Here is a 21870-nt window from a genome sequence, read left to right on the forward strand (position 1 = left end):
TATGAAATTCAAAAAAGCGTTAGTGACTTCCCTGTTAGCTTGCATGTTACCTGCCGCTGTGATGGCAAAAGATATCCAGGTGGGCGTTTCTATGGCGCTGTTTGATGACAACTTCCTCACCATCCTGCGCACAGCCATGCAAAAAGAGATGCAAAAAGATAACGTGAAAGGCCAGGTGGAAGATGCCAAAGGCGACGTCTCTCAGCAGCTGCAGCAGGTACAAAACTTCATCGGCCAGGGCGTCGACGCCATCGTCGTTAACCCGGTCGATACTAACGCGGTGAAGCCGATCATGGATGCCGCGACCAAAGCCGGTATTCCACTGGTATTCGTCAACCGCAAACCGGCGGGTCAGCTGACCGACAAGATGGCGTACGTCGGCTCCGACTCTGAACTGGCGGGCCGTCTGCAGATGGAAGCACTGGCCAAAGCGATGAACGGCAAAGGCAACGTGGCGATCCTGATGGGCGACCTGGCGAACGAATCAACCCGTGACCGTACTAAAGGCGTCGAAGCGGTGGTCGCCAAATATCCGGGCATTAAGGTGGTACAGAAGCAAACCGCCAAATTTACGCGTAACGATGCGGTAGACGTGGTGAGCAACTGGATGACCGCCGGTGACGATATCCAGGCCATTGCCTCAAACAACGATGAAATGGCGATTGGTGCGCTGCAGGCGCTGGGTAAAAACCCGAACCACATCCTGATTGCCGGCGTGGACGGTACGCCTGATGCGCTGCAAATGCTGAAGAATGGCAAAATGGTTGCCACCGTATTCCAGGATGCGAAAGGTCAGGGCGAAGGTGCCGTACAGACTGCGGTGAAACTGGCGAACGGCGAAAAAGTGGAAAAAATCATCAACATCCCTTACCAGCTGATCACCAAAGACAACATGGCGCAGTTCGAAAACCGTAACCAGAAATAATCGCTCCCCCTTAAGCCGTACGGAGGTGATGTATGACCGCTTTTGCGCTTGAAGCCGAAGGCATCAGCAAGTTCTTCCCCGGAGTGAAGGCACTCGACAATGTCTCACTGCGTATTAAGCCGGGGTCGGTACATGCCCTGATGGGTGAAAATGGCGCGGGCAAATCCACTTTAATGAAATGCCTTATCGGGATGTATCGTCCCGATAAGGGCACCATCCGCATTAAAGGGGAGCCAGTGCAGTTTCAGGACACCATGGACGCGCTGCGTTCCGGCATTTCCATGATTCACCAGGAGCTGAATCTGGTGCCTTACATGACCGTGGCGGAGAATATCTGGCTCGGTCGTGAACCGATGAAATACGGCTTTGTCGATCACGGCAAGCTCAATCAGCAGACGCAGGAACTGCTTAACAAACTGAATATCCGTCTGAAAGCCGATCGGCTGGTCGGCGAGCTCAGCATTGCGTCCCAGCAGATGGTGGAAATTGCCAAAGCGGTGTCGTGGAACTCCGACATCGTGATTATGGATGAACCGACCTCGGCGCTGACGGAAACCGAAGTGGCGCATCTGTTCACCATCATCCGCGACCTGCGTGCCCAGGGCAAAGCCATCATCTATATCAGCCATAAAATGGATGAAATTTTCGCCATCACCGATGAGATCAGCATCTTCCGCGACGGCACCTGGGTCGGCAGCAACAGCACCACCGCCTTTACCCGTCAGTCGCTGATCACCCAGATGGTGGGACGCGAACTGACGCAGCTGTTCCCTAAATTCAACAGTGCCATCGGCGAAGAAGTGCTGACGGTGCGCAATCTGACCTGCAAAGATCGCTTTACCGATGTCAGCTTCAGCGTGCGCAAAGGCGAGATCCTCGGCGTGGCCGGGCTGGTGGGTGCCGGACGCAGCGAGGTGATGGAGAGCCTGTTCGGCATGGAAAGCTTCGACAGCGGTGAAGTGCTGATTGATGGTGTGCCGGTGAAAATCGATTCGCCGTCAACGGCGATTGAGAAGGGCATGGCGTTCCTCACCGAAGATCGCAAAAAGTCCGGGCTGTTTCTGGTGTTGTCGGTGCTGGAGAACATGAGCATCGTCAATATGCCCGATTACATCGGCAAAAGCGGTTTCGTTAGCCACATGAAGATGGCGCAGGACTGCATGGAGCAGATCCGCAAACTCAATATTAAAACGCCGACCATGGATCAGATCATCAATAACCTCAGCGGCGGTAACCAGCAGAAGGTGCTGATTGCGCGCTGGCTGCTGGCGCAACCGAAGATTCTGATCCTCGATGAACCAACCCGCGGCATTGATGTTGGCGCCAAAGCCGAAATCTACCGCCTGATCAGTGAACTGGCTAACCGTGGCGTGGCCATCATCATGGTCTCCTCTGAGCTGCCGGAGATTCTCGGCATGAGCGACCGGGTGATGGTGATGCACGGCGGACGTATAACCGGCATCCTCGATAAAGAAGAGGCCGACCAGGAAACCATTTTGTCGTTGGCATCCGAGTGAGGCACGAGACCCCTATGAGTAACGTAAAAGTAACGGCCCCGCAGGCCACCGAACAGAGTTCTTTCTTCGGCAATCTGCGCCATAAACTGCCGAAAGACACCGGCATCTTTGTCGTGATGTTAGGCATTGCGCTGATCTTTGAAATAGCCGGCTGGTACGTGCGTGACCAGTCATTTCTGCTCAACACCAACCGTTTAGTACTGATTGTGCTGCAGGTGGCGATCATCGGTATCATCGCCGTCGGCGTCACCCAGGTGATTATTACGACCGGTATCGACCTGTCGTCCGGTTCGGTTATCGCCCTGACGGCGGTGGTTGCCGCCAGCCTGGCGCAGACGTCTGACAGCCTGTCGCCGATGTATCCGTCGCTGGTCAATCTGCCTGCCGCCATCCCAATCGTCGCCGGCATCGGCGTCGGCCTGCTGTGCGGCGTGGTCAACGGCGTGCTCATCACCAAAACCGGTATTCCGCCGTTTATCGCCACGCTCGGTATGATGGTGTCGGCGCGCGGTCTGGCACAATGTTATACCCAGGGCAACCCGATCAGCTTCCTGTCGGACGGTTTCACCTCCATCGGTCAGGGCGCGATGCCGGTGATTATCTTCCTGGTGGTCGCCTTCCTGTTCCACATCGCACTCAAACACACCCGCTACGGCAAATATGTCTATGCGATTGGCGGCAACATGACCTCCGCCAAAGTGTCGGGCATCAACGTTAATAAATACCTGATCATCGTGTATACCATCGCCGGAGCGCTCTCGGGTCTGGCGGGGGTGGTACTGGCGGCGCGCGTCAGCAGCGGCCAGTCGAGCATGGGCATGGCGTATGAACTCGACGCCATCGCCGCCGCAGTTATCGGTGGCAGCAGCCTGATGGGCGGCGTCGGGCGGATTACCGGCACGCTGATCGGCGCGGTGATCCTCGGTTTAATCAAAAGTGGCTTTACCTTTGTTGGCGTCGATGCTTACGTGCAGGACATCATTAAAGGGATGATCATCGTCGCGGCGGTTTCAATCGATATGCACCGCAACCGCAAAAAACGCTAACCCGTTCTGCTCCTCTCTTCCGGGAGAGGAGCAGGGTTAAGGCGGTAATTGCACGCTGCCGGGCTGCCGGCATCGTCAGACACAATAAGTTTTCCCACTGATAGCCACCGCGCAATTTCTCTTTATTCTCCTTTCTGCCCCCGCAATCCGTGCATTTTCTGCCCGTTTTGCACCACAGCAGCACGCGCAGTCATCACTTTTTTGCACATCTGCCTCGCAAATGCTGCACCATCAGGGTGCGTCATCGCCAGCGGATAAACGTTATGGGTCATGTGCGGCACTTATTAACCCATTCGGGGTAATCAGAAACGCTTATTTTCCCGTTCGTTAGGAAAATTCTGGTCAGTGCCCGCCGGGTAAAGATCAAACCTGGCCTGCATATTGCAATTTCTTTGTCACAAGCCAGCAGGCTGAGAACTCATCATTTGGGCATTCGGGGATCCGTGACGGAGGCAATATGAACTTAAGACGACTGAAATACTTTGTAAAAATCGTCGATATCGGCAGCCTGACGCAGGCAGCAGAAGTCCTGCATATCGCACAACCTGCACTCAGCCAACAGGTGGCGACGCTGGAGAACGAACTCGACCAGCAGTTGCTGATCCGCACCAAGCGCGGCGTAACGCCAACCGAAGCCGGTAAAATTCTTTATGCTCACGCACGCACCATCCTGCGCCAGTGCGAACAGGCGCAGACAGCGGTGATCAACGCTGGCCAGGCGCTCAATGGTCAGGTATCGATTGGCCTCGCGCCGGGCACGGCGGCCTCTTCGCTCACCATGCCGCTGCTGCAAACGGTACGCGAGCAGTATCCTGACGTGCTGGTGTATCTGCACGAGAACAGCGGCACTTCGCTCAATGAGAAAGTGATGAATGGCCAGCTGGATATGGCCGTGCTGTACGATCGCGCGCCGACTGCCGGTATCAACAGCATTCCGCTGATGAAAGAGGAGCTGTATCTGGTAGGGGCGACGGCCTGTCCGGGTGCTACGGTGGATCTGGCTGACGTGGCGCAGATGAACCTGTTCCTGCCGCGTGACTACAGCGCAGTGCGCAAACGCGTGGACGAAGCGTTCTCGCTGCGTCGTCTGAGCGCGAAAATCATCGGTGAAATTGAGTCGATCTCAACCTTAACCGCGGCGGTGTCGAGCGGCATGGGCGTTACCGTACTGCCGGAATCGGCGGCACGCGCGCTGGTGAGTTCAACGCATGCGTGGATGGCACGCATTAACAGTCCGTCGCTGAATCTGCCGCTGTCGCTGAACGTCTCAGCGCGCCTGCCGCTGTCGCCATCGGCGCAGGCGGTCAAAAATATTCTGCTGTCGCTGCTGAATAAGCCGATGGTGGAGGAGCGCGAACTGATGTTAGTGGGGTGATAGAGAGGTTTTTTCCCTCACCCTAACCCTCTCCCGCCAGCGGGAGAGGGAACCGTCTGGCGCGGCCATCCATCCCGGCACGCCATCTGAATATCGCGCGATCCACTCCCTCTCCCCATGGGAGAGGGCCGGGGTGAGGGCGGCAAATCGCACCCATCCCCAACCCCACGCTTATTACTATTCCGCATAACACACCGTTTTTTATTATTTGTTGCAATCACACCAACTTCATAACATGGACGAAACAGGGGCAGGAAACAGGAGAAAAGGGTGTGAATTTCCAGCAACTTAAAATTATACGCGAAGCGGCCCGTTGCGAATTCAACCTGACAGAAGTCGCCAATACGTTGTTTACCTCACAATCGGGGGTGAGCCGGCATATTCGCGATCTGGAAGATGAACTGGGCGTGGAAATCTTCATTCGTCGTGGCAAGCGGCTGTTAGGCATGACCGAACCGGGAAAAGCGCTGCTGACCATTGCTGAACGCATCCTTGATGAGGCCGGCAAAGTGCGCCGGCTGGCGGATGTGTTTACCAATGAAACCAGTGGCGTGCTGACCATCGCCACCACGCACACCCAGGCGCGCTATAGCCTGCCGCGCGTCATCAAAGCGTTTCGCCAGCTCTATCCCAACGTGCGGCTGGAACTCAATCAGGGTTCACCGCAGGAGATCGTCGCCATGCTGCTGGCCGGTGAGGCCGATGTCGGCATCGCCTCGGAGCAGCTGGTGAATAACACCAGCCTGGCGGCATTCCCGTGGTTCAGCTGGCACCACTCGCTGCTGGTGCCGCACGATCACGAGCTGCTGGCGCATCAGCCGGTCACGCTCGCCAGCCTCAGCCGCCATCCGCTGATTACCTATCGTCAGGGGATTACCGGTCGCTCACGCGTGGACCGTGCTTTCCAGGCTGCTGGCCTCCGCCCGGATATTGTGCTCAGCGCGCAGGATTCCGACGTGGTGAAAACCTATGTCGAACTCGGGCTGGGCGTCGGTATCCTCGCTGACCAGGCGTGCGATATTTACGATGGCGAAGACCTGGTGAAGATTGATGCTCACCATCTGTTTGAGGCCAACACCGTGTGGCTCGGGTTGAAGCGCGGCCAGCTGCAGCGCAACTATGTCTGGCAGTTCCTTGAATTGTGTAACGCCAACCTGTCACTGGAAGAGATCAAGCGTCAGGCGCTCTCTTACGAAACCGACGACGAACCTGCCATCGACTTCCAAATCTGAGTTTCCTCTCTGGCCCCGTGTGGGCCTTTTTTATTTGCTTCCCCACACTGACGTGGCAAGCTGGCGGGCAGAATGTTTTTCAGGGAGAACCGCATGAATACGATATTGCGCGCCATGACCCCCGCTGACGCTGAGGCGGGTTATCACCTGACCCAGCAGCTGGGCTGGGCGCACCGCCGTGAAGACTGGCAGCAGCTGATTGCCCTGGGTGAAGGCGTGGTGGTTGAGGCGCAGGGCGACTATCTCGGCGGGGCGATTGGCTGGCGCTGGGGAGCGGATGCCGCCACTATCGGTCTGGTGATTGTGAGCGAACAGGCGCGCGGACGCGGTATTGGCCGTCAGGTGATGCAGGCAATGCTGGAAAAATTCTCCGGCTGCAACGTGCGGCTGCACGCCACCGATATGGGGCAGGTGCTGTATGAGAAGCTCGGCTTCCAGGCCTGCGATCGCGTGGCGCAGCATCAGACGCGCGCGCTGGCGCAGCAGCCTGCGGTAATCGTACCGGATGGCCTGACGCTGCGGCCGGCCGTTGAAGCGGATGCCGCCGCCATCGACGCACTGGATTATCAGGCGAACGGGCTGCGGCGAACGCGTCTGCACCAGCAGCTGCTGGCGCAAAGCGTGGTGCTGCAGGATGCACAGGGCACGTTACAGGGGTTTGCCAGTCGCCGCCGCTTTGGGCACGGCTGGACCATCGGTCCGGTGATTGCTGACGATGTTGCGGCGGCGCAGGCGCTGGTGTCGCAGCTGATGCAGGATCTGACGCAGCAGTTTGTCCGGCTGGACACGCCCGATGCCCGGCTCGGCGCGTGGCTGCTCAACCTTGGGCTGGCGCAGGTCGATGCGCCTTATGCCATGGTACACGGCACACCGTGGCGGGCGGCACCGAACGGGCCGCAGACCTTTGCGCTGGTCTCGCCTGCGCTGGGTTAACTAAGCGTAACGGCGGTGATTTCTAAGCCAGACGCGGCGAACGTCGCCGAACAGGCGTAATCTGTCACATTCCATTTCGTCGGCTACCCTTAACGTTTATTGTAAACGTCTAAGGGAGAGCCCGTCATGAGCAAGAAAACCAGCGATTTCTTTGTTGAACGCCTGCAGGCATGGGGCGTCACGCGCATTTATGGCTATCCGGGCGATGGCATCAACGGCGTGCTGGGCGCTATCCAGCGGGCCAATAAAGCCGGTGCAGGCATCGAATTTATTCAGGTGCGACATGAAGAGATGGCGGCCTTTATGGCTGCTGGTCACGCCAAATTTACCGGTGAGCTCGGCGTCTGTCTGTCAACCGGCGGCCCCGGTGCCACCCATCTGCTGACCGGCCTGTACGATGCCAAAATGGATCACGCGCCGGTGCTGGCGATTGCCGGCCAGGCAGAAACCACCGCACGCGGCGCCAGCTACCAGCAGGAGATGAATCTGGACCGCATCTTCGCCGATGTGGCGAACTTCGTGCAGGAAGCAGCGGCGCCGGCGCAGGTTCAGCATCTGGTCGATCGCGGCGTGCGCATTGCCAAAGCGCAGAACGGCGTCGCGGTGATCATCCTGCCGAAAGATCTGCAGGATGAGAACTGGCAGCCACCGCAGCATGCGCACGGATTTACCCATTCCGGGCCGGGCTATCAGCGGCCGAAGATTGTGCCCTACGACGAGGATTTGCGGCGCGCCGCAGAAGTGCTTAACGCCGGCAAAAAAGTTGCGATATTGATTGGCGCCGGTGCGCGCGGTGCTGCGGTTGAAGTGGTGCAGATTGCCAATGTGCTCGGCGCGGGCGTGGCCAAAGCGCTGCTGGGCAAAGACGTGCTGCCGGACGATGCGCCTTTTGTCACCGGTTCGATCGGCCTGCTCGGCACCAAACCGTCGTGGGAGCTGATGCAGAATTGCGACACTTTACTGATGATTGGCAGCGGTTTTCCGTGGACCGAGTTTCTGCCGCCGGAAGGTAAAGTGCGCGCGGTACAAATCGATATCGATCCGGCGATGCTGGGGCTGCGCTATCCGTGCGAGGTCAACCTGCACGGCGACGCGGCAGAAACCCTGCGCGCGCTGCTGCCGTTACTGACCCATAAAGCGGATCGCCACTGGCAGGAGGAGATCGCGGTGCAGGTGCGTGACTGGTGGACGTTGATGGAACAGCGCGCCATGGCGCCCGCCAACCCGGTCAATCCGCAGCGTGTGGTGTGGGAGATGTCCCCGCAGCTGCCGGAAGATGCAATTGTCACCTCGGACTCGGGCTCCTGCGCCAACTGGTTTGCGCGCGATTATCGGGTGAAGCAGGGCCAGCGCGCCACGCTGTCGGGTGGGCTGGCTTGCATGGGCGCTGCCGTCCCGTTTGCTATCGCCGCGAAATTTGCCTTTCCCACTCAGCCAGTGGTGGCGCTGGTGGGCGACGGGGCGATGCAGATGAACAACCTCGCCGAACTGATCACCATTCAGAAATACTGGCAGCAGTGGGCCGATCCGCGCCTGATTGTCTGCGTGTTCAATAATCAGGATCTTAATCAGGTCACCTGGGAACAGCGGGTGATGGAAGGCAATCCACGCTTTGAAGCTTCGCAGCAGTTGCCGGACGTGCAATATGCGCGCTTTGCCGATAGCCTCGGTTTGCAGGGCATCTATGTCGACCGGCCCGAAGACCTGGCGGCGGCGTGGCAGCAGGCGCTCAGCGCCACCCGACCGGTAGTGCTGGAGGTGAAAACCGATCCGGAAGTGGCCCCGCTGCCGCCGCATATCACACTTAAGCAGGCCAAAGCTTTCATGTCGTCAATGGCGAAGGGCGACCGCGGCATGGCGCAGGTGATTAGCGACACCGCCAGCCAGTTGCTGCACAGCAAGGGTTAGCGCGCTGTCCTGTTTATGCCCGGGATAACGCCGGGCTAAATATTTACTGTTTCACTGTAGGGTGCGCATTAATGCGCACCTGGAATATAGAATCGATCTGATTCCCACCGTTTTGCATTATCCATAATATATTGTCGTATATGCAGTAATTCGTTTTCATTGCGGATAACGCGATCGTAGAAGCTGCGTTGCCAGATTTTATATCCTGCCTGACGCGTGACGCCGCCTTTAAACAAATTAATTATTTGATTGATGGATCGTTCATTACGTTCCTGTAACCACAGGATGGCATGGAAGTGATTGGGCATCAGCGCAAATGTATCAAGCGTGGCGAAACGCGTCCGGCGCGGAACCTCGTTCCAGGCGGAGATAACGATATTCCCTAAAGGCGAGGCTATCATTATGCCATGATGTATATCGCCAAATAAGGAGCGACGCTGATGACACACCAGCGTTAAAAAATAGGCGCCTGCCGAACGATAATTATAATGCTTCAGGCGGGGATATTTGCGATTTTTCATTATGACCTCCTTGTGCAAAAAGAATGTGCTCCTTTTATTTGCGTAAAGCCATTAGAAGAGGGGAACGTTGGGAGTTGCATTCCAGATATTCAGAGCGCGATGAATGGGTTATTTTTAGATGAGTGCGGGGTTTTACCAGGTCGCCATAAATGGCGACCCTACAGGGTAGGGATTGTGTTTGGTCGCCGTAAATGGCAAACCCACAGGACGGTGCGGGGTTGTGTTTGGTCGCCGTAAATGGCAAACCCACAGGACGGTACAAGGTTTTGTAGGGTGCGCATTTATGCGCACCAGGACAAAAACAAACAAATTGAACGCCGTACTCCCCTCACACCATCCGCTCAATCTCGCTCAACGGCACCGCCCGGCTGAACAAATATCCCTGCAGCTCATTACACCCGGCATCGGCCAGCGCGTTTTTCTGGCCCTCGGTTTCGACGCCTTCGGCGGTGACGGTCAGGCCCATGGCGTGGCCGAGGCGCACCACGGATTCAACAATCGCGGTGGAATTCTCCGCCACGCCCAGCGACTGGGTAAACGACCGGTCGATTTTAATCTTGTCGACCGGAAACGTGCTGAGATAATTCAGGCTCGAATAACCGGTGCCGAAATCATCCAGCGCGATACGGAACCCGGCGTCGCGCAGCGCGATGATGCTGTTGCGCGCTTCGTGTTCATCCTCAATCAACACGCCTTCGGTGATTTCCAGCTCCAGCCGCTGCGGATCGGCACCTTCCGACTGCACAATCTCAATCATGCGTTCGACAAACCCGCTGGCGCGGAACTGCACCGGCGAAACGTTCACCGCCACAATCACCTGCGGTAACTTCAGGGCGGTTTTGCAGGCCTCGCGCAGCACCCATTCGCCCAGCGGAATAATCATGCCGGTCTCTTCGGCGATGGCGATAAAGTCCGCAGGCGACACATCGCCGCGCTGCGGATGATGCCAGCGCAGCAGCGCTTCCAGTCCGACAATCTGCTGGCCGCTGATCTCCATCAGCGGCTGATACCACACCGCCAGACCGTCGTACGTGACCAGCGCCTGACGCAGATCCGCCGCTATCTGCTGCCGCGTGCGCAGCGATTCATCCATCACCTTTTCAAACTGACGATACTGGCCGCGTCCGCCATTTTTCGCCTCGTACAGCGCTATGTCGGCTTTGCGCATCAGCTCCAGCCGGTCAATGCCATCGCGGGGTGCCAGCGCCAGGCCAATGCTGACGCCAACCCACAGTTCGTTGCCCACCAGCTGATACGGCTCGCCCAGCGCGGCGATGATGCGCTGCGCCAGCGCCTGCACCTGACCGATATTCTCTACTTCCGGCATCACGATGATAAATTCATCGCCGCCAATACGCCCGACGGTATCGCTGGCGCGCACCAGGTGACTCAGGCGGCGCGCCACCTCGATAATCAGGTCATCGCCGGCGTGATGGCCCCAGGTATCGTTAATGATTTTGAAGCGATCCAGATCCAGCAGCAGCAGCGCCACGCGCTGGTCGTGACGGGTCGCGGCGGCCAGTGCCTGAGTCAGCCGATCTTCAACCAGCGCCCGGTTCGGCAGCCCGGTCAGCACATCGTGAAACGCCAGATGCTGCGCCTGCGCCTCGCTGGCCCCGAGCTTCAGCAGCGACTGCGATAAATCGAGCGAGGAAGTCCAGATGCGCCGCACCATAAACAGACACAGCAGGGTGATCAGCAGCACCGAAATCAGCGTGGAAGGGCCGAGGGTACGCAACATCTGCGCGCCCGGCTTGTCCGGATCCCAGCTGAGGTAGCCGACGATATCGCCCTGACGCGAGGTCAGCGGATAGCGCGCTTTGTGTTCGTTCTGCGGTACGCCATCGCTAAAGAAGAGCTGCCGCAGCTGGCTGCGTTCAGACAGGTTGCGCAGATAGCCATCATCAAGAAACTTAATACTCACCAGCCGGTAGCGCCCGGCCTCGCGCGTGCTGCTGATATCGCCCACCGCCAGCGCTGCCGCACGCTGGCCGATGCGCACAAAATCTGCGCGGTCGGCCGGACCGGGTACCTCATCACTGCTTTGCACCAGTGGCGTCTGCAACAGATCGCGCAGGTACGGCCCGATGCGCAGATCCGCCACCGGCTGGCCGTTGCGCCACACGGCGGTCGGCTGATTGGTGCGGTCAAGCAGCACAATCAGCTGATGATCAAACATATCGTACAGCCAGCTACCGACGTTTTGATTCAGCCAGTCGCTGTCAGGCTGCGGCTGCGCCAGTTGATCGGCAAGCGGGGACCAGCGCGTCAGGCTGCGCAGCTGGCGCAGATGTTCACTCAGGCTCTGATTGAACGAGGCAGCGATCATCCGCTGCTGCTGCTCGCGCGCCTCATGGTTGGTGGCCGAGGTGCTCCAGAACAGGCCGAAACCGGCACCGAGAAAAGTCAGCAGCAAAATCGCCACCAGCGGCAGGATCACTTCGCGCAAAAAATTGCGGCGAAAACCGTGCGAAAGTTTGAAGGTGTTTATCATTTTAAGGTTTCGCGCTCCGGGCAGGGCTTACTGATTAAATTAGCAGAATTTACGCAGCCTGCATCCGGTAAGGGAAGCGTTAAAGGCGTGAAACTGCACGCGATTTTTTTGCGCTTAGTCACAAAGGTAACAGTTAAGTGGATTTTATTGAATTGGTCGCCGTCTGGCTGCCATCCTGCTGCCTTAAAGCAAATTCATCCGTACGTCACTGAGCCGTCACGGCACTGTCATCTGTCTCCCGCACTGTAGTCGCCATTCCGCAGCCTCTTCCGCTGCGCCCCTCAACCTGAAGCGAATGAGGTATTGAGCGTGATGGAGATATCCAGACATCCGACCACTGTCTATCAGGCGGTTGCCGCCCAGCTGGAGCAGGCGCTGCAGGAGCGCTATCGCTGCGGCGATTATCTGCCGTCAGAACAGCAGCTGGCCGATCACTACGCCGTCAATCGCCACACGCTGCGCCGGGCCGTAGATGAGCTGGTGAACAAAGGCCTGCTGCAGCGGCGCCATGGCGTCGGCATCCTGGTGCTGATGCGCCCGTACGACTACCCGCTGCATGCCCAGGCGCGCTTTAGCCAGAACCTGCTGGAGCAGGGCAGTCATCCCACCAGCGAACGGCTGCTGGCGGTACTGCGTCCGGCCAGCAGCGACGTGGCCGCCGCGCTGGGCAGTGACGAGGGCGCCAGCGTCATTCACTTACGCACCCTGCGCCGCGTCAACGGCGTGCCGGTGTGCGTGATCAACCACTATCTGCCCGACCTGTGCTGGTGGCCGGCGCTGCAGACGTTCCAGCACGGTTCCCTGCACGACTTCATGCAGCAGCAGCTCGGCCTGCAGTTGAGTCGCCGTCAGACCCGCATCAGTACCCGCCGCGCACAGGCCAAAGAGTGCAAACAGCTGGAGATTACGCTGCACGCGCCGCTGCTGTGCGTGCGCACCCTGAATACACAGCCGGACGGTCAGGTGGCGGAGTACTCCGTCAGCCTGACGCGTGGCGACATGATTGAACTCACTCTGGAGCACCAATGAAACAGCAAACCGCCCGTCAGCACTGGCTTTCGGTGCTGGCGCACAGTGAAGCCAGCGCGCTGGCCAGCCACTGGCAGTCGCTACAGCTTACACCCGCCTTCGAGCGCCTGCGCCCGGCGGAAACCGGTTTAACCCGTCTGCAGGCGCGCATGGGCGGCAGCGGGAAACGCTTCGTCATGGGCGATGCCACCGTCACCCGCGCGGTGATCAGACTGCACGACGGCACGCTGGGTTTTAGCTATGTGCTGGGGCGCGATAAGGCGCATGCCGAACGCTGCGCGCTGATTGATGCGCTGCTGCAACAGCCGGAAACCCAGGCGCTGCTGCAGGAAAAAATTATTGCCCCGCTGGCGGCACTGCGTGAAGAGCAGCGCCAGCTGCGCGCGCGGGAGATCGCCAGCTCCAAAGTGGATTTCTTTACGCTGGTTCGCGGAGATAACGAATGACATTACTGGCAAGTTTTAACCATCCGGTTGCCGACGCCCAGCGCGCCTTCCGCCGCATTCTCAAAGCGATGAGCGAGCCGGGCGTGATGGTCTCGCTGCCGCTGGCGCAGGGCTGGGGCGATCTCTCCCCGGCCGCAACGGCGGTGTTGCTGACGCTGGTCGATCAGGAGAGCGCGCTGTGGCTGGATCGCCGCGTGGACAGCGATATCCTGCGCAGCAACCTGCGCTTTCACACCGGCGTACCGATTGTCGATGAGCGCGATGCCCCGTTTGCGCTGACCCACGCGGCGGCCAATCCCGATCCCGCCTGCTTCGCTGCCGGTGACAATCTGTCCCCTGAGAAGAGCACCACGCTGATTGTTGAAGTGCCGTCGCTCAACGGCGGGCTGACGCTGCGCCTCTCCGGGCCCGGCCTGCGTGAGCCGCGCGCCATCGCGCCGCAACTGCCGGCCGCCATTCTGACCTATCTGCGTGAGCGCCCGCATCCGTTCCCGCAGGGGGTGGATCTGATTTTCACCTGCGGTGAAGCGATGATGGCGCTGCCACGCACCACCGACGTGGAGGTGTGCTGATGTATGTAGCCGTGAAAGGGGGCGAAAAGGCGATTGCCAGCGCCCATCAGCTGCAGGCCGATCTGCGCCGTGGCGATCGCAGCGTCGCGGAGCTGGGCTGCGATCAGGTGGCGCAACAGCTGGGGCTGGCGGTGGACCGGGTGATGACCGAAGGCGGCATCTTTGACACACAGCTGGCGGCCTTAGCCATCAAACAGGCCAGTGGTGATTTGGTCGAGGCGATTTTCCTGCTGCGCGCCTACCGCACCACGCTGCCGCGCCTCGCGGACAGCCTGGCGCTGGAAACCGCGGAAATGCGCATCGAGCGCCGCATCTCGGCAGTTTACAAAGATCTGCCCGGTGGTCAGGTGCTGGGCCCGACCTATGACTACAGCCACCGCCTGCTGGATTTTACCCTGCTGGCCAACGGCGAAACGCCGGCCGCCGCGCGTGACGATCAGGCGCTGGCGCAGCGTTGCCCGCATGTGTTCAGCATGATGACGCGTGAAGGGCTGGCTGCGCGTGAAGAGGATGACGGCAGCGAGCCGTGTGACATCACGCGCCAGCCGCCGGGTTATCCGGCGTCACGCGCTGCCCGCTTACAGCAGCTGGTGCGCGGCGACGAAGGGTTTCTGCTGGCGCTTGGCTATTCGACCCAGCGCGGCTATGGCCGCAACCATCCGTTTGCAGGTGAAATCCGCACCGGCTATCTCAGCGTGTCGATCTGCCCCGAAGAGCTGGGTTTTGAGATTGAAATTGGCGAGATCCTGCTGAGCGAATGCGAAATGGTCAACGGCTTCACCACCCAGGGCGACAGCGCCCCACACTTTACCCGCGGCTATGGTCTGGTGTTCGGACGCGCAGAGCGTAAGGCGATGGCGATGGCGCTGGTGGACCGTGCGCTGCAGGCACCCGAGTATCAGGAGCGCATTGCCGGGCCGGCGCAGGACGAAGAGTTCGTACTGGCGCACGCCGATAACGTCGAAGCCGCCGGCTTTGTCTCGCACCTGAAACTGCCGCACTACGTGGATTTTCAGGCGGAGCTGGAGCTGCTGCAGCGGCTGCGCCAACAGCATCAGGAGCAGAATGATGAGTGAATTAACCGGCTACAACAACGGCTATCTGGATGAGCAGACCAAGCGCACCATCCGCCGCGCCATTCTGAAAGCGGTGGCGATTCCCGGCTATCAGGTGCCGTTTGCCGGCGGCGAAATGCCGATGCCGTATGGCTGGGGCACCGGCGGCATTCAGATCACCGCCAGCATCATTGGCGACAGCGACGTGCTGAAAGTGATCGATCAGGGCGCGGATGACACCACCAATGCGGTTTCCATCCGGCGCTTCTTCCAGCGCGTCAGCGGGGCGGCAACCACCGAAGCCACCAAAGACGCCACGCTGATCCAGACGCGGCACCGCATTCCGGAGACGCCGCTTGAAGAGGATCAGGTGCTGATTTTCCAGGTGCCGATCCCGGAGCCGCTGCGCTTTATCGAACCGCGTGAGACCGAAACCCGCACCATGCACGCGCTGGAGGAGTACGGCATCATGCAGGTCAAGCTGTATGAAGATATCGCCCGCTACGGCCATATCGCTACCACCTATGCCTATCCGGTGAAGGTTAATGATCGCTACGTGATGGATCCGTCGCCGATTCCCAAATTCGACAACCCGAAGATGCACATGATGCCGGCACTGCAGCTGTTTGGTGCCGGACGTGAAAAACGCATTTATGCGCTGCCGCCCTACACCAAAGTGGAAAGTCTTGATTTCGACGATCACCCGTTCAGCGTGCAGAGCTGGGAACAACCCTGTGCGCTGTGCGGTTCGCGCCACAGCTATCTCGACGAAGTGGTGATGGATGATGCCGGTACGCGCATGTTTGTCTGCTCCGATACCGATTTTTGCCACCAGCATCAGGAACAACAGCATGCACAGTGAACAGCCGCTGCTCGCGGTCAATAACCTGACGCACCTCTACGCGCCGGGCAAAGGTTTTGAAGACGTCAGTTTTGCGCTCTATCCCGGCGAGGTGCTGGGGATTGTCGGTGAATCCGGCTCGGGGAAAACCACGCTGCTGCGCAGCCTGTCGGCGCGTCTGGCGCCCCAGCAGGGCAACATTCTTTATCGCGGCCGCGATCTGTATCAGCTCAGCGAGAGCGAGCGCCGGCGGTTACTGCGCACCGAGTGGGGCGTGGTGCATCAGCATCCGCTGGATGGCCTGCGTCCGCAGGTGACGGCGGGCGGCAATATTGGTGAGCGTCTGATGGCGATTGGACAGCGCCATTACGGCGACATCCGTAACGAGGCACTGCGCTGGCTGCAGGACGTCGAAATTCCGGCCAACCGCATCGACGATCTGCCCACCACCTTTTCCGGCGGTATGCAGCAGCGTTTGCAGATTGCGCGCAACCTGGTGACGCAGCCGACGCTGGTGTTTATGGATGAGCCGACCGGCGGGCTGGATGTTTCGGTACAGGCGCGCCTGCTGGATCTGCTACGCACGCTGGTACGCGAACTGAATCTGGCGGTGATTATCGTCACCCACGATCTCGGCGTCGCGCGTCTGCTGGCGCACCGCCTGCTGGTGATGAAGCAGGGCAAAGTGGTGGAGAGCGGACTCACCGACCGGGTGCTCGACGATCCGCACCATCCGTACACCCAGCTGCTGGTTTCATCGGTGCTGGCATAGAACACGCTGGCGGTGCGCATTAATGCGCACCCTACAGGTCTGCTACCCGCGTGGTGTGTAGGGTCGCCATTAATGGCGACCGTGCTGCGGGGATCAGTGGTCAAAACATTCAGGACATCAACATGCAACCCATTTTGCGCGTAGAGAATCTCAGCAAAACCTTTGTGCTGCACAACCAGAACAGCGCCGAGCTGCCGGTGCTGCAGCACGCCAGCCTTGAGGTGGCCGCCGGCGAATGCGTGGTGCTGCACGGGCGCTCCGGCAGCGGTAAATCCACGCTGCTGCGTGCGCTGTACGGTAACTATCAGGCCAACAGCGGCCACATCTGGCTGCAGCATCATGGCCAGTGGGTCGATCTGGCACAGGCACCGGCGCGTCAGATGCTGGCGATCCGCCGTGACACCGTCGGCTGGGTCAGCCAGTTTCTGCGCGTGATTCCGCGCGTACCGACGCTGGAGATTGTCATGCAGCCGCTGCTGGAGCGCGGCGTCGAACGCGCCCGCTGTGAACAGCGCGCCCGCGAACTGCTGACGCGTCTTAACGTGCCGCAGCGCCTGTGGTCGCTGGCTCCCTCGACCTTCTCCGGCGGGGAACAGCAGCGCGTTAACATCGCACGCGGCTTTATCGCTGACTATCCGGTGCTGCTGCTGGATGAACCCACGGCGTCACTTGACAGCGCTAACAGCGCGGCGGTGGTGGAGCTGATTGAACAGGCGCGCGCCCGCGGCGCCGCTATCGTAGGTATTTTCCATGACGAAGCGGTGCGCGCCCGGGTGGCCGACCGCCTGCACGTCATGCAGCCGCTGCACACAGGAGAACAGGCATGATCGTGAATAATGTCCGGCTGGTGCTGGAAAATGAGGTCGTCAGCGGATCGCTGGAGATGCGCGGTGGCCGGATCGCCAGCTTCAGCGACAGCGGCAGTCAGCAGCCGGGCGCGCTGGACGGCGGGAACGCGTTTTTGCTGCCGGGGCTGGTCGAGCTGCATACCGACAACCTCGATAAATTCTTCACGCCACGGCCTAAAGTTGACTGGCCGGCGCATTCGGCGATGAGCAGCCACGATGCACTGATGGTCGCCAGCGGCATCACCACGGTGCTGGATGCCATCGGCGTCGGTGACGTGCGCGACGGCGGTCATCGCCTTGAAAACCTGAGCAAAATGATTACGGCGATTCAGGACAGCAACCGCAAGGGTATCAACCGCGCCGACCACCAGCTGCACCTGCGCTGTGAGTTACCCCATCACACCACGCTGCCGCTGTTTGAAGCGCTGATGAGCACCCCGGAGCTGTCATTGGTGTCGCTGATGGATCATTCGCCGGGCCAGCGCCAGTATGCGTCGCTGGAGATGTATCGCACCTACTATCAGGGCAAATATCAGCTCAACGATGAGCAGATGGATCAGTTTGAGCGCGAACAGCTGGCGCTGGCTGCCGAATTTTCCACGCCGAACCGTAACGCCATCGCTGGCCTGTGCCAGGCGCGCGGTATTCCGGTTGCCAGCCACGATGATGCCACGGCGGCGCACGTTGCGGAGTCACACGCTGTTGGCAGCGCCATTGCCGAGTTTCCCACCACGCTGGAAGCGGCTCGCGCCTCGCGCGACTGCGGCATGCGGGTGCTGATGGGTGCGCCCAACATTGTGCGCGGCGGATCGCACTCCGGCAATGTCGCGGCGTGGCAGCTGGCCAGCCACGGTCTGCTGGACATCCTCTCGTCGGATTACTATCCGGCCAGCCTGCTGGATGCGGTATTCCGCCTGGTGGCCGACGAGCGTAATGCGCTGACGCTACCGCAGGCGGCGGCGCTGGTCACGCGCAACCCGGCACAGGCGATTGGCCTGCACGATCGCGGCACGATTGCGGAAGGGCTGCGCGCCGATCTGGTGCTGGCACACACCGATCACGGTCATGTGCACATTCGCCACGTCTGGTCACAGGGCAGGCTGGTGTTCTGATGGCTCGCCTCATCTGGCTGACCGGGCCCTCGGGCTCGGGTAAAGACAGCCTGCTGAACGCGCTGCGCGAGGCGCCGCCGGACAAGCTGGTGATCGCCCATCGCTATATCACGCGGCCGGCCGATGCCGGCGGTGAAAACCACGTGGCGCTGAGTGAAGCCGAATTCCGCCGGCGGGAAGCGCTCGGCCTGTTCGCCATCAGCTGGCGCGCACACGGCCTGAGCTACGCGCTCGGCGAGGAGATTGACCACTGGCTGGCGCGCGGTCTCAACGTGCTGGTCAACGGTTCACGTCTGCATCTGCCAGTCGTGCGTCAGCACTACGGCGAGCAGTTGCTGCCGCTGGTACTGCAGGTCTCGCCGGCCGTGCTGGCGGCACGGCTGCGCCAGCGCGGGCGCGAAAGTGAAGCTGACATTCAGCGACGGCTGGCGCGCGCGGCAGAACCGCTGCCTGCCCACTGCCACGCGCTCAACAACGACGGCGTGCTGATCGACACGCTCCATCAGCTGCGCCAGTTACTGGAGCATCCGCCATGAATCTGACCTTTCTCGGTACGGGCGGCGTGCAGGCCGCGCCGCTGTTCGGCTGCGACTGTCGCGCCTGTGAACGCGCCCGGCAGCAGCCACGCTATGCGCGTCACGCCACCAGCGCGCTGATCGACACCGGTCGCGAGCGCATCCTGCTCGATGCCGGTCTGCCCGATCTGCATCAGCGCTTCCAGCCCGGTGAGCTGAGCCGCATTCTGCTGACGCATTTCCACATGGATCACGTGGCCGGCCTGTTCAGTCTGCGCTGGGGCCGGGGCGCGTCGATTCCGGTGTGGGCGCCACCGGATGAAAAGGGCTGCGACGATCTGTTTAAGCATCCCGGCCTGCTGGCGTTTCGCCCGGCGCTGACGCCTTTTGTCGCGCACAGCTTCGGCGCCCTGCAGGTGACGGCGCTGCCACTGCAGCATTCGCGGCTGACTTACGGCTACCTGTTCGACTGGCATGGCACGCGGCTGGCGTGGCTGTGCGACACCTGTGGTTTGCCACCGGACACCGCCGATTTCCTGCAGGGCCAGCCGCTCGATCAGCTGGTGATCGACTGCAACGATGCGCCGCGCGCCGCGGTGGGTAATCACAACGACGTCACCCGCGCACTGGACATCGTGGCCCGGCTGGCTCCGCGCCAGGCATGGCTGGTGCACCTGTCACATGAGATGGATAACTGGTTGCTGGACAATGGGTTACCGGAAAACGTCAGCGTACCGTTCGATGGCCAGCAGATTGCTGTCGGTTTGCGCGACGCTGTCACCGTTTAATCATGGTTCTGTCATCAGACCTTCATCGCCAGTGTCCGTAATAACGGGCAATCAACACCTCAGAAGAGATGGAGCGCAACATGGCACAGGCACTACTCAAAACCGTCGTCGACAATGCACATCCTGCCCAGCGCCATGGCGACAAGGTGCTGTCGGTGCAGGGGCTGTGCAAAGCCTTCGGTGATAACCGCGTGCTGGATGATGTCAGTTTCGATCTGCATGCGGGCGAGCTGGTGGCGGTAATCGGCCGCTCGGGCGCAGGCAAATCGACCCTGCTGCATATGCTGAACGGCACCATTGCCAGCAGCGAAGGCGCGATTCTCAGCATGCGTCACGGCGAGGCGGACCGCGATGTGGTGACGCTCAACAGCCGGCAGATGCGCGAATGGCGCAGCGAGTGCGGCATGATCTTTCAGGACTTCTGCCTGGTGCCGCGCCTCGACGTGCTGACCAACGTGCTGCTGGGCCGGCTCAGCCAGACCTCAACGCTGAAATCCTTTTTCAAAATCTTCTCCGACACCGACCGTGCGCAGGCCATTGAACTGCTGCAGTGGATGAACATGCTGCCGCAGGCGCTGCAGCGCGCGGAGAATCTGTCCGGTGGCCAGATGCAGCGCGTCGCCATCTGCCGCGCGCTGATGCAGCGTCCGAAAATCCTGCTGGCCGACGAGCCGGTGGCGTCGCTCGATCCCAAAAATACCAAACGCATCATGGATGTGCTGCGCCAGGTGAGCGAGCAGGGCATCAGCGTGATGGTCAACCTGCACTCGATTGAACTGGTGCAGCAGTATTGCACCCGGGTGATCGGCATTCAGCGCGGCAAGGTGCTGTTTGATGGTCATCCTGCTCAGTTGACCGACAGCCTGCTGCATGCGCTGTACGGCGACGAAATTAACCAGCTCCACTAACTCCCACGGCAAGAGAAAATCTCACAATGAAACTGACTGCTTTAGCTTTACTGACAGGCGCTCTGATGGCTTTTGGCGTTAACGCAGCGGATGCACCGAAACAGCTGAACCTGGGAATTCTGGGCGGGCAGAACGCCACCCAGCAGATTGGCGATAACCAGTGTGTGAAAACCTTCTTCGATAAAGAGCTGGGCGTGGATACGCAACTGCGCAACTCGTCTGACTATGCCGGCGTGATTCAGGGACTGCTGGGCAACAAGATCGATATGGTGCTGAGCATGTCGCCGGCGTCTTACGCCTCGGTCTATCTGCAAAACCCGAAGGCCGTGGATATCGTCGGTATCGTGGTGGACGACAAAGATGGCTCGAAAGGCTACCACTCGGTGGTGATTGTTAAAGCCGACAGCCCGTATAAGAAGCTGGAAGATCTGAAAGGTAAATCGTTTGGCATGGCCGATCCGGATTCCACCTCCGGCTTCCTGATGCCGAATCAGGCCTTTAAGAAAGAGTTTGGCGGTACGGTGGATGATAAGTACAACAACACCTTCTCCAGCGTGACGTTTTCCGGTGGCCACGAGCAGGACATCCTCGGCGTGCTGAATGGCCAGTTCGACGGCGCGGTGACCTGGACGTCGCTGATTGGCGATTACAACAGTGGCTATACCTCGGGGGCCTTTGGTCGTCTGATTCGTATGGATCACCCGGATCTGATGAAGCAGATCCGCATCATCTGGCAGTCACCGCTGATTCCTAACGGCCCGATTCTGGTGAGTAATAACCTGCCCGCTGACTTCAAAGCGAAAGTGGTGGCCGCGATCAAAAAGCTGGATAAAGAAGATCACAGCTGCTTTGTTAAAGCGGTGGGCGGTGCCCAGCACATCGGCGCTGCCAGCGTCGCGGATTACCAGAATATCATCGATATGAAGCGCGACCTGATGAAGGGTGCACGCGGGTAACGAGCGGGTGGCTTCGTGCGGTATTTCCCTCACCCCAGCCCTCTCCCGGGGGGAGAGGGGGCCGCACGAGCTACCGG

At 59.9% G+C, this 21870-nt stretch carries 22 protein-coding genes; 19 read left to right on the top strand and 3 right to left on the bottom strand.

The window, feature by feature from the left end; translation table 11 throughout:
- The first annotated feature begins 1 nt into the window (after window position 1).
- The 3 genes from AC6I8F_RS07565 to AC6I8F_RS07575 are packed head-to-tail and all read left to right on the top strand — an operon-like array spanning window position 2 to window position 3488.
- Entirely contained in the window at window positions 2-925 is a 924-nt protein-coding gene (locus tag AC6I8F_RS07565; RefSeq protein ID WP_058757339.1) for a sugar ABC transporter substrate-binding protein, read from the top strand.
- 32 nt (window positions 926-957) lie between these two features.
- Window positions 958-2442: a sugar ABC transporter ATP-binding protein gene (locus AC6I8F_RS07570; RefSeq protein ID WP_021509786.1), complete on the top strand. Its 1485-nt coding sequence runs from the start codon at window positions 958-960 to the stop codon at window positions 2440-2442.
- 14 nt (window positions 2443-2456) lie between these two features.
- A complete protein-coding gene (locus AC6I8F_RS07575) occupies window positions 2457-3488 on the top strand; it encodes an ABC transporter permease (RefSeq protein ID WP_498028690.1) in 1032 nt (343 codons plus the stop codon).
- A 122-nt stretch (window positions 3489-3610) separates the two neighbouring features.
- Here AC6I8F_RS07575 and AC6I8F_RS07580 read toward each other — a convergent pair whose 3' ends face one another.
- Window positions 3611-3760 (bottom strand): hypothetical protein, encoded by a 150-nt coding sequence (locus AC6I8F_RS07580; protein WP_155519939.1) that lies wholly within the window; start codon window positions 3758-3760, stop codon window positions 3611-3613.
- A 185-nt stretch (window positions 3761-3945) separates the two neighbouring features.
- Here AC6I8F_RS07580 and nac point away from each other — a divergent pair, with 185 nt between their 5' ends.
- From nac to AC6I8F_RS07600, 4 genes are all read left to right on the top strand, one after another.
- Complete coding sequence (gene nac / locus AC6I8F_RS07585; RefSeq protein WP_058757341.1) at window positions 3946-4863, top strand: nitrogen assimilation transcriptional regulator NAC; 918 nt, start codon at window positions 3946-3948, stop codon at window positions 4861-4863.
- 272 nt (window positions 4864-5135) lie between these two features.
- Window positions 5136-6095, top strand: a complete 960-nt coding sequence (gene cbl, locus AC6I8F_RS07590) for an HTH-type transcriptional regulator Cbl (RefSeq protein ID WP_498028691.1) — start codon at window positions 5136-5138, stop codon at window positions 6093-6095.
- Between the two features lie 93 nt (window positions 6096-6188).
- Window positions 6189-7028, top strand: coding sequence for a GNAT family N-acetyltransferase (locus tag AC6I8F_RS07595; protein WP_498028692.1), 840 nt, complete (start codon window positions 6189-6191; stop codon window positions 7026-7028).
- Between the two features lie 126 nt (window positions 7029-7154).
- Window positions 7155-8936, top strand: coding sequence for a thiamine pyrophosphate-requiring protein (locus AC6I8F_RS07600; RefSeq protein ID WP_104093154.1), 1782 nt, complete (start codon window positions 7155-7157; stop codon window positions 8934-8936).
- A 68-nt stretch (window positions 8937-9004) separates the two neighbouring features.
- On the opposite strand, the gene AC6I8F_RS07605 is transcribed toward AC6I8F_RS07600, so the two are convergent.
- Window positions 9005-9457: a transposase gene (locus AC6I8F_RS07605; protein ID WP_498028693.1), complete on the bottom strand. Its 453-nt coding sequence runs from the start codon at window positions 9455-9457 to the stop codon at window positions 9005-9007.
- 328 nt (window positions 9458-9785) lie between these two features.
- Entirely contained in the window at window positions 9786-11951 is a 2166-nt protein-coding gene (locus AC6I8F_RS07610; RefSeq protein ID WP_222986470.1) for a putative bifunctional diguanylate cyclase/phosphodiesterase, read from the bottom strand.
- Window positions 11952-12263: 312 nt separating this feature from the next.
- Between AC6I8F_RS07610 and phnF the strand changes: the two genes are divergently transcribed.
- The 12 genes from phnF (at window position 12264) to phnD (ending at window position 21793) form a co-directional block, all read left to right on the top strand.
- The gene (gene phnF / locus AC6I8F_RS07615; RefSeq protein WP_059012653.1) at window positions 12264-12980 is read left to right on the top strand and encodes a phosphonate metabolism transcriptional regulator PhnF; all 717 of its coding nucleotides are present in this window, start codon (window positions 12264-12266) and stop codon (window positions 12978-12980) included.
- Complete coding sequence (phnG, locus tag AC6I8F_RS07620; protein ID WP_058757348.1) at window positions 12977-13426, top strand: phosphonate C-P lyase system protein PhnG; 450 nt, start codon at window positions 12977-12979, stop codon at window positions 13424-13426. The genes phnF and phnG overlap by 4 nt, the downstream gene beginning before the upstream one ends.
- Window positions 13423-13998 carry a phosphonate C-P lyase system protein PhnH gene (phnH, locus tag AC6I8F_RS07625; protein WP_058774784.1) on the top strand — a complete coding sequence of 192 codons (576 nt, stop codon included), beginning with the start codon at window positions 13423-13425 and terminating at the stop codon, window positions 13996-13998. The genes phnG and phnH overlap by 4 nt, the downstream gene beginning before the upstream one ends.
- Window positions 13998-15074, top strand: coding sequence for a carbon-phosphorus lyase complex subunit (locus AC6I8F_RS07630; protein ID WP_498028694.1), 1077 nt, complete (start codon window positions 13998-14000; stop codon window positions 15072-15074). Before phnH ends, AC6I8F_RS07630 begins: the two co-directional genes overlap by 1 nt.
- A complete protein-coding gene (locus AC6I8F_RS07635) occupies window positions 15064-15915 on the top strand; it encodes an alpha-D-ribose 1-methylphosphonate 5-phosphate C-P-lyase PhnJ (protein ID WP_498028695.1) in 852 nt (283 codons plus the stop codon). The genes AC6I8F_RS07630 and AC6I8F_RS07635 overlap by 11 nt, the downstream gene beginning before the upstream one ends.
- A complete protein-coding gene (gene phnK, locus AC6I8F_RS07640; RefSeq protein WP_021509800.1) occupies window positions 15905-16666 on the top strand; it encodes a phosphonate C-P lyase system protein PhnK in 762 nt (253 codons plus the stop codon). The genes AC6I8F_RS07635 and phnK overlap by 11 nt, the downstream gene beginning before the upstream one ends.
- A gap of 122 nt (window positions 16667-16788) precedes the next feature.
- Window positions 16789-17493, top strand: coding sequence for a phosphonate C-P lyase system protein PhnL (gene phnL, locus AC6I8F_RS07645; RefSeq protein WP_021509801.1), 705 nt, complete (start codon window positions 16789-16791; stop codon window positions 17491-17493).
- On the top strand, window positions 17490-18626 hold the full coding sequence (gene phnM, locus AC6I8F_RS07650; protein WP_021509802.1) for an alpha-D-ribose 1-methylphosphonate 5-triphosphate diphosphatase: 1137 nt from the start codon (window positions 17490-17492) through the stop codon (window positions 18624-18626). Before phnL ends, phnM begins: the two co-directional genes overlap by 4 nt.
- Entirely contained in the window at window positions 18626-19162 is a 537-nt protein-coding gene (gene phnN, locus AC6I8F_RS07655) for a ribose 1,5-bisphosphokinase (RefSeq protein WP_349844361.1), read from the top strand. Before phnM ends, phnN begins: the two co-directional genes overlap by 1 nt.
- Complete coding sequence (gene phnP / locus AC6I8F_RS07660; RefSeq protein ID WP_264251526.1) at window positions 19159-19929, top strand: phosphonate metabolism protein PhnP; 771 nt, start codon at window positions 19159-19161, stop codon at window positions 19927-19929. Before phnN ends, phnP begins: the two co-directional genes overlap by 4 nt.
- An 80-nt stretch (window positions 19930-20009) precedes the next feature.
- The gene (gene phnC, locus AC6I8F_RS07665; protein ID WP_021509805.1) at window positions 20010-20837 is read left to right on the top strand and encodes a phosphonate ABC transporter ATP-binding protein; all 828 of its coding nucleotides are present in this window, start codon (window positions 20010-20012) and stop codon (window positions 20835-20837) included.
- A gap of 26 nt (window positions 20838-20863) precedes the next feature.
- Complete coding sequence (gene phnD, locus AC6I8F_RS07670) at window positions 20864-21793, top strand: phosphonate ABC transporter substrate-binding protein (RefSeq protein WP_031280167.1); 930 nt, start codon at window positions 20864-20866, stop codon at window positions 21791-21793.
- Window positions 21794-21870: the final 77 nt, after the last annotated feature.

It is taken from the genome of gamma proteobacterium symbiont of Axiagastus rosmarus (genome assembly GCF_059730925.1).

What these genes read in the sequence shown, in the direction of transcription:
- AC6I8F_RS07565 (WP_058757339.1), top strand. Translation starts at nt 2, where the DNA reads ATGAAATTCAAAAAAGCGTTAGTGACTTCCCTGTTAGCTTGCATGTTA.
- AC6I8F_RS07570 (WP_021509786.1), top strand. Translation starts at nt 958, where the DNA reads ATGACCGCTTTTGCGCTTGAAGCCGAAGGCATCAGCAAGTTCTTCCCC.
- AC6I8F_RS07575 (WP_498028690.1), top strand. Translation starts at nt 2,457, where the DNA reads ATGAGTAACGTAAAAGTAACGGCCCCGCAGGCCACCGAACAGAGTTCT.
- AC6I8F_RS07580 (WP_155519939.1), bottom strand. Translation starts at nt 3,760, where the DNA reads ATGACCCATAACGTTTATCCGCTGGCGATGACGCACCCTGATGGTGCA.
- nac (WP_058757341.1), top strand. Translation starts at nt 3,946, where the DNA reads ATGAACTTAAGACGACTGAAATACTTTGTAAAAATCGTCGATATCGGC.
- AC6I8F_RS07595 (WP_498028692.1), top strand. Translation starts at nt 6,189, where the DNA reads ATGAATACGATATTGCGCGCCATGACCCCCGCTGACGCTGAGGCGGGT.
- AC6I8F_RS07600 (WP_104093154.1), top strand. Translation starts at nt 7,155, where the DNA reads ATGAGCAAGAAAACCAGCGATTTCTTTGTTGAACGCCTGCAGGCATGG.
- AC6I8F_RS07605 (WP_498028693.1), bottom strand. Translation starts at nt 9,457, where the DNA reads ATGAAAAATCGCAAATATCCCCGCCTGAAGCATTATAATTATCGTTCG.
- AC6I8F_RS07610 (WP_222986470.1), bottom strand. Translation starts at nt 11,951, where the DNA reads ATGATAAACACCTTCAAACTTTCGCACGGTTTTCGCCGCAATTTTTTG.
- phnF (WP_059012653.1), top strand. Translation starts at nt 12,264, where the DNA reads ATGGAGATATCCAGACATCCGACCACTGTCTATCAGGCGGTTGCCGCC.
- phnG (WP_058757348.1), top strand. Translation starts at nt 12,977, where the DNA reads ATGAAACAGCAAACCGCCCGTCAGCACTGGCTTTCGGTGCTGGCGCAC.
- phnH (WP_058774784.1), top strand. Translation starts at nt 13,423, where the DNA reads ATGACATTACTGGCAAGTTTTAACCATCCGGTTGCCGACGCCCAGCGC.
- AC6I8F_RS07630 (WP_498028694.1), top strand. Translation starts at nt 13,998, where the DNA reads ATGTATGTAGCCGTGAAAGGGGGCGAAAAGGCGATTGCCAGCGCCCAT.
- AC6I8F_RS07635 (WP_498028695.1), top strand. Translation starts at nt 15,064, where the DNA reads ATGATGAGTGAATTAACCGGCTACAACAACGGCTATCTGGATGAGCAG.
- phnK (WP_021509800.1), top strand. Translation starts at nt 15,905, where the DNA reads ATGCACAGTGAACAGCCGCTGCTCGCGGTCAATAACCTGACGCACCTC.
- phnL (WP_021509801.1), top strand. Translation starts at nt 16,789, where the DNA reads ATGCAACCCATTTTGCGCGTAGAGAATCTCAGCAAAACCTTTGTGCTG.
- phnM (WP_021509802.1), top strand. Translation starts at nt 17,490, where the DNA reads ATGATCGTGAATAATGTCCGGCTGGTGCTGGAAAATGAGGTCGTCAGC.
- phnN (WP_349844361.1), top strand. Translation starts at nt 18,626, where the DNA reads ATGGCTCGCCTCATCTGGCTGACCGGGCCCTCGGGCTCGGGTAAAGAC.
- phnP (WP_264251526.1), top strand. Translation starts at nt 19,159, where the DNA reads ATGAATCTGACCTTTCTCGGTACGGGCGGCGTGCAGGCCGCGCCGCTG.
- phnC (WP_021509805.1), top strand. Translation starts at nt 20,010, where the DNA reads ATGGCACAGGCACTACTCAAAACCGTCGTCGACAATGCACATCCTGCC.
- phnD (WP_031280167.1), top strand. Translation starts at nt 20,864, where the DNA reads ATGAAACTGACTGCTTTAGCTTTACTGACAGGCGCTCTGATGGCTTTT.